The sequence below is a fragment of the Cytophagia bacterium CHB2 genome (assembly GCA_030263535.1).
GTDB lineage: Bacteria > Zhuqueibacterota > Zhuqueibacteria > Zhuqueibacterales > Zhuqueibacteraceae > Coneutiohabitans.
Map to the genome: position 1 here is coordinate 1 of SZPB01000428.1, position 4,842 is coordinate 4,842.

Sequence of the window (4,842 nt, forward strand, 5' to 3'; positions counted from 1 at the left end):
TGGTGGGGCGGATTTTACTATAAACATTCCACCGCTTCGCGGTTTGTTTAAGACGATTATCGATTCTTTCTTGTCATATCTCAGCATGCAAAATTCAGGTTCTACATTTCTCCCCCATGGGGCTTTTTGTCTCTGCCGTAGAATGCGACTTAACGTTGTCGTACGAACGCCAGATCGGTTGCGTCATATTCGGACAGGCACGAACCAACCTACCTCAACACCACAGCCTTCCGCACTTGAGAAAACGCATTGGCGGTGAACTGATAGAAATAAACGCCTGCCGTCACCGGCCGCCCGCGCGCATCGCGGCCATCCCAGTTGACGAGATGATACCCCGCGGCTTGCGCCTCGCCCGGCACCAATGTGGCCACCAGCTCGCCCAGCAGATTGAAGACACGCAGCGTGACACGCGCGTCGCTGGGAAGGCCGTAACGAATCGTGGTGCTTGCCATGCCGCGCGTGCGCTCGGAAGCCATGCTGGAAAACGGGTTGGGGAAATTTTGATGCAACTCAAATGTGTGCGGCAAGGGCACATTCGCTTCGACTTGTTCGGCAACGAACTCTTTTTCGCCCGCCACCAACGCCAGTTTTTTTACATGCTCGACGCCGCGCGCGACAAACGTGTAAATGGAACTCTCGCGCAGGTTTTGGCGATACTGCAAATCCGGATCCAGCAGATAAATCTCCCCCTCGCCGGTCGGCATTTCCTTCAAATCGAATTGTAGTTTGACCGTTTCGCCGTAGGCCTTACTGGCCACTTCAAAATCCCAGCAGTGATTGGGTGTCGCCGCTGAGCGCATGTCATCACTGAAGCGAGCCAAGGCCTTTTGCCATTCCGGATGCGGGAAATACAGCGAGACATACTCGCCGATGGGCGGAGGCTCGGCGCGATCATGGCCGTCATAGCCATTTTCACTTTCCGGCAGCACGCCCGCAAAATTGAAATCATCGCGCGCCCCGGCGCAGCTTGCCATGATTTGCACGCGCCAGCCGCCGGCGCTGGTTGCGCTTGCTGGCGCTGCTTTCTGCGGGCCGGAGGAGAGATCCGGATCAACGAAAAGAATGTCTGCCGTCTCGTTCAGGTTTGCAACATAATATCCTTCCCAGGGCGCCAGCGCCGTTGCAGAGGGCCAATCAGCAGCAGCAAACGTTCGCAGCGTCACGCTGCTGCCGCTTTGCAAGCGCAGCTTGTTGATTGGAATGGTGAAGTTGAAGGGCGCGCCGATGAAGTTGTGGCCGCGCTGCAGGGTAATGGCAAACTCCCGATCCGTGCGCACCGATCGTCCCGCGCCGGTGACAATAACCTTGTCCGGCTCGTTGACGATGAGGAACAAGCTTTTTCCGGGGGATAAATCGCCGCTGTTGCGCAATTCGGCATATGGCTCTTTGTCGTTGAGGTTTTGTGAAGCGAGCAGCGACAAGCCATAAAGCCGCCATTTGGTGTCATCATAAGGGCCAAGCTCGTCGGCGAGAACGGCATGGGCCTCAGGAACCTCCAGTTGCAGGGGCACAGAGATCAAACGATAAGCGGCTTGTATGTTGCCTGCCGGCTGAGCCACGGGATTACCTTGTTCATCGTGCCGCGCCTCGCTGGAGACTTGTATTTGAATCGAGAAATATTTGATCGGCGGTTGCCGGTCTTGCGCATTATCCGCATCGGTTGCCGTGATAAAATACTCCACCCCGCGCGAGGTTACGGCGTTTGCCAGAATATCGGCGCGATAATTGTTACCGCCGGCGAGCGTCATTGGCTGCGTGATGAAGCCGGGATCACCGGCGCGGCGATAATGCAAATGCGCGCCGGCAACGCCGTTGTCGTCAATTATACTGGCAGAAATCGCAATACTCTGGCCGTTTGGGCTTGACAGTACCGGCGTGTACGAGATTTCCGGCGCCGCATTGCTGCGCAAGACCGTAAAATTCCGGCTCGCCGAAACGCCGCCGCCCGGGCTGGCGTTGCTCACGGAAAATTCACGCACACCCAAAGCTGCCGCGGTCGAGAGAGTGAGCCGCGCAACCATGCTGGTCGTATTTCTGGCCTCGAGGGCATTGACTGTGATGCCGTTGCCAACATTCACGGTGGTGGCACCAGGGAAGAAGTTCATTCCGGAAAATTCGACTTCAACCGTTTGCCCAATGCGGGCAGAGTCCGGAGCAATGCCGGTCAACATCGGAGCGGGATTGCTTACGGTGAAGGTTTGACTATTGGAGGTACCGAGCGAGAAAAGACGCGGCCCGGTGGCGGCGGCGCTGTCAATGGTGATATTCGCAATCAGGCGCGTTGCATCCGTAAGTTGTTTTTGATTTACTGTGATATTCGGCCCAACGTTCACGGCCAAATCTTCGCTCAGATTGGCACCGGTAAAAACAACTTCAAGAGTCTCGAGACGATTGCCGCCGGAGGGAGCGATACTGTCCAATATCACGCTTTGCGGCCGCACCGTGAATGTTTGCGTGGCAGAAGTTCCACCGCCCGGGCCGCTGTTGGTCACGGAGAATTCGCGCGCACCCCGGGCTGCGCCGGCAGATATGGTGAGATCCGCAGTCAAGCTGGTCGCGCTGTTCACTGTGATCGAGTTGACCGTGATGTTTGATCCCACATTCACCGCAGTGGCATCGCCAAAAAAGTTCGTGCCGATGAAGACCACATCGAGCGTTTGTCCGGCGTCGCCTGCGGCAGGACTGAGTCCGGCCAGCGTTGGCGCGGGATTGCGCACGGTGAACGTCTGGCTGTTCGAGGTTCCCACAGAAAAATTGCGCGGCCCGGTGGCAGCTTGGCCGCTGATCGTGATATTCGCGGTCAAGCTGGTGTCGCCGGTATCCAGACTTTTTAGATTGACGGTAATGCCCGGGCCGGTGTTCACCGGAAGGTTCTGATTAAAATTCGTTCCGGCAAAAACCACATTCAAGCTTTGCAGACGATCGCCGGCGGTGGGGTCGATGCTGGTCAGCGTCACCGTTTGCGGCCGCACGCGGAACGTTTGCGTGGCTGAGGTTCCTCCGCCGGGTGCGGCATTGCTCACTGAAAAATTGTGAATGCCGGTGTCTGCCGCGGCGGTAACCGTGATGTTCGCCGTCAGGCTTGTGGTACTGGTCACGACGATCTCATTCACCTCTATTCCCGGGCCGGTGTTCACCGTGGTTGCATCTTGAAAAAAGTTGCTGCCGGTAAAAACCACCTCCAGTGTCTGGCCAAGATCGCCGCTGGCCGGAGAAATCTCTGCCAGTATGGGCGCGGGATTGTTGACGATAAATGCCACGCTGTTGGATGAGCCAAGTGAAAAATTGTGCTGGCCGGTGGCGGCGTTGGCGCCAATGGTAATATTCGCGGTTAAGCTCGCCGGACTGTTGAGCTGTTGCGAGTTGATTGAAATATCCGGCCCGACATTCACCGCCAGACCCTCAGTAAAATTGGTTCCGGAAAAAATCACGTCCAGCGTTTGCAAACGCTCTCCGCTTGCCGGCTCGAGGGCCGCCAACGCCACGGTCTGCGGATTCACCGTGAAGGCTTGACTGGCCGAGACGCCTCCGCCGGGGCCGCTGTTGATCACCACGAAATCATGTCTGCCGGTGTCAGCCGCGGCGGTGATGGTGAGGTTTGCCGTCAAGCTGGTTGTGTTCGTGACGGTTATATCATTTACGGTGATGCCATTGCCGGCATTCACCGTGGTGGCATCTTGAAAAAAATTGCTGCCGGTAAATATCACGTCCAAGGTTTGTTCAATATCGCCGCGGGCCGGGGCAATGCTTGCCAGCGTGGGCGCGGGATTGGTGACGGTAAAAGAACGGCTGTTCGACGCGCCCACTGAAAACTCGCGCGGTCCGGTGGCGGCGTTGGCGGCGATAGTGAGATTCACGGTCAAACTCTCCGGGCTGTGCAGCCTTTTGGAATTGATCGCAATATCCGCCCCGACATTTATCGCGAGATCGTCGGCAATATTGTTGCCGGTAAAAGTCACCTCCAGCGTTTGCAAACGATTGCCGCTCGCCGGCGAGACCCCGCTCAGTGTCGGGCTGGCTGTCGTGAACTGGAACACATTCGAAAATTCGCTTGGGCCGAAATTGTTTTTGGCATTGACTCGCCAGTGGTACAGTGTATTGTTGGCCAGCGGCCCAGCCGGCCATGAGGTTGCGCTGAGGGTGGAATCATCAAAGACCGTGGTGCTGAAGTCTGCGCCGGTGGAAATTTGCAGCCGGTATGAAGTCGCGCCGGCGGCGGGCTGCCATGACAGCGTGGGCGTGAGCGGCTGGCCATCAGCGCTGTTGGCGGGTGTGAGCAAAACCGGCGGAAGCAGGCGCGGCGTGGCGTTTTTCGTGCCGCCGTACGCGCCCAGGTCGATGCGGCCGCCATTCGGCGCCGGCTCCTCACCGACCGCATCCGCCGGATCACCGGCATCGAGCGCAGGCGAAGTGTTTTGCAGGCGAAAATCATTGGCCGCGGGATCGAGAAAGCGCGGCGCCAGGCTGATGTCGCCCACTCCGGAAAAATTGAATGCGCCGGCGTAATTGACTTCGTTGTTATAAACATCGTTGTAACGATGCACGCCATTCGCTGCGTTGTTGTCAATTCCAATGCTGTTGTTGGTGATGAGATTGTTCTTCACCACCGCGGCGGCTGCTCCGGTGGTAATTTGCACCGCGGTCGCGCAGTTGTGAATCGTGTTGTTGATCAGCATTGCCTGCCCGGAAATGGCAACGCCGCGTCCCTGGCCTTGCCGGATGCCATAGATCACATTATGTTTGGCCACCGTAGCCGCACGTAAATCCAGGGCGTCTTCGGCAACGTTGTTGCCGTCAAACACAAAACCCTCGATCGTGCTGGCATGTGAATCAACCAGCATA

The 4,842-nt window shown here is 57.3% G+C and carries 1 protein-coding gene; it reads right to left on the minus strand.

Going from position 1 to position 4,842, the window contains the following annotated elements; translation table 11 throughout:
• Positions 1-209: 209 nt before the first annotated feature.
• Positions 210-4,841, minus strand: a complete 4,632-nt coding sequence (locus FBQ85_26530; protein MDL1878689.1) for a hypothetical protein — start codon at positions 4,839-4,841, stop codon at positions 210-212.
• Between the last annotated feature and the right edge of the window lies 1 nt (position 4,842).

Coding starts and splice junctions, on each gene's coding strand:
- FBQ85_26530 (MDL1878689.1), bottom strand. CDS start 4,841: ATGCTGGTTGATTCACATGCCAGCACGATCGAGGGTTTTGTGTTTGAC.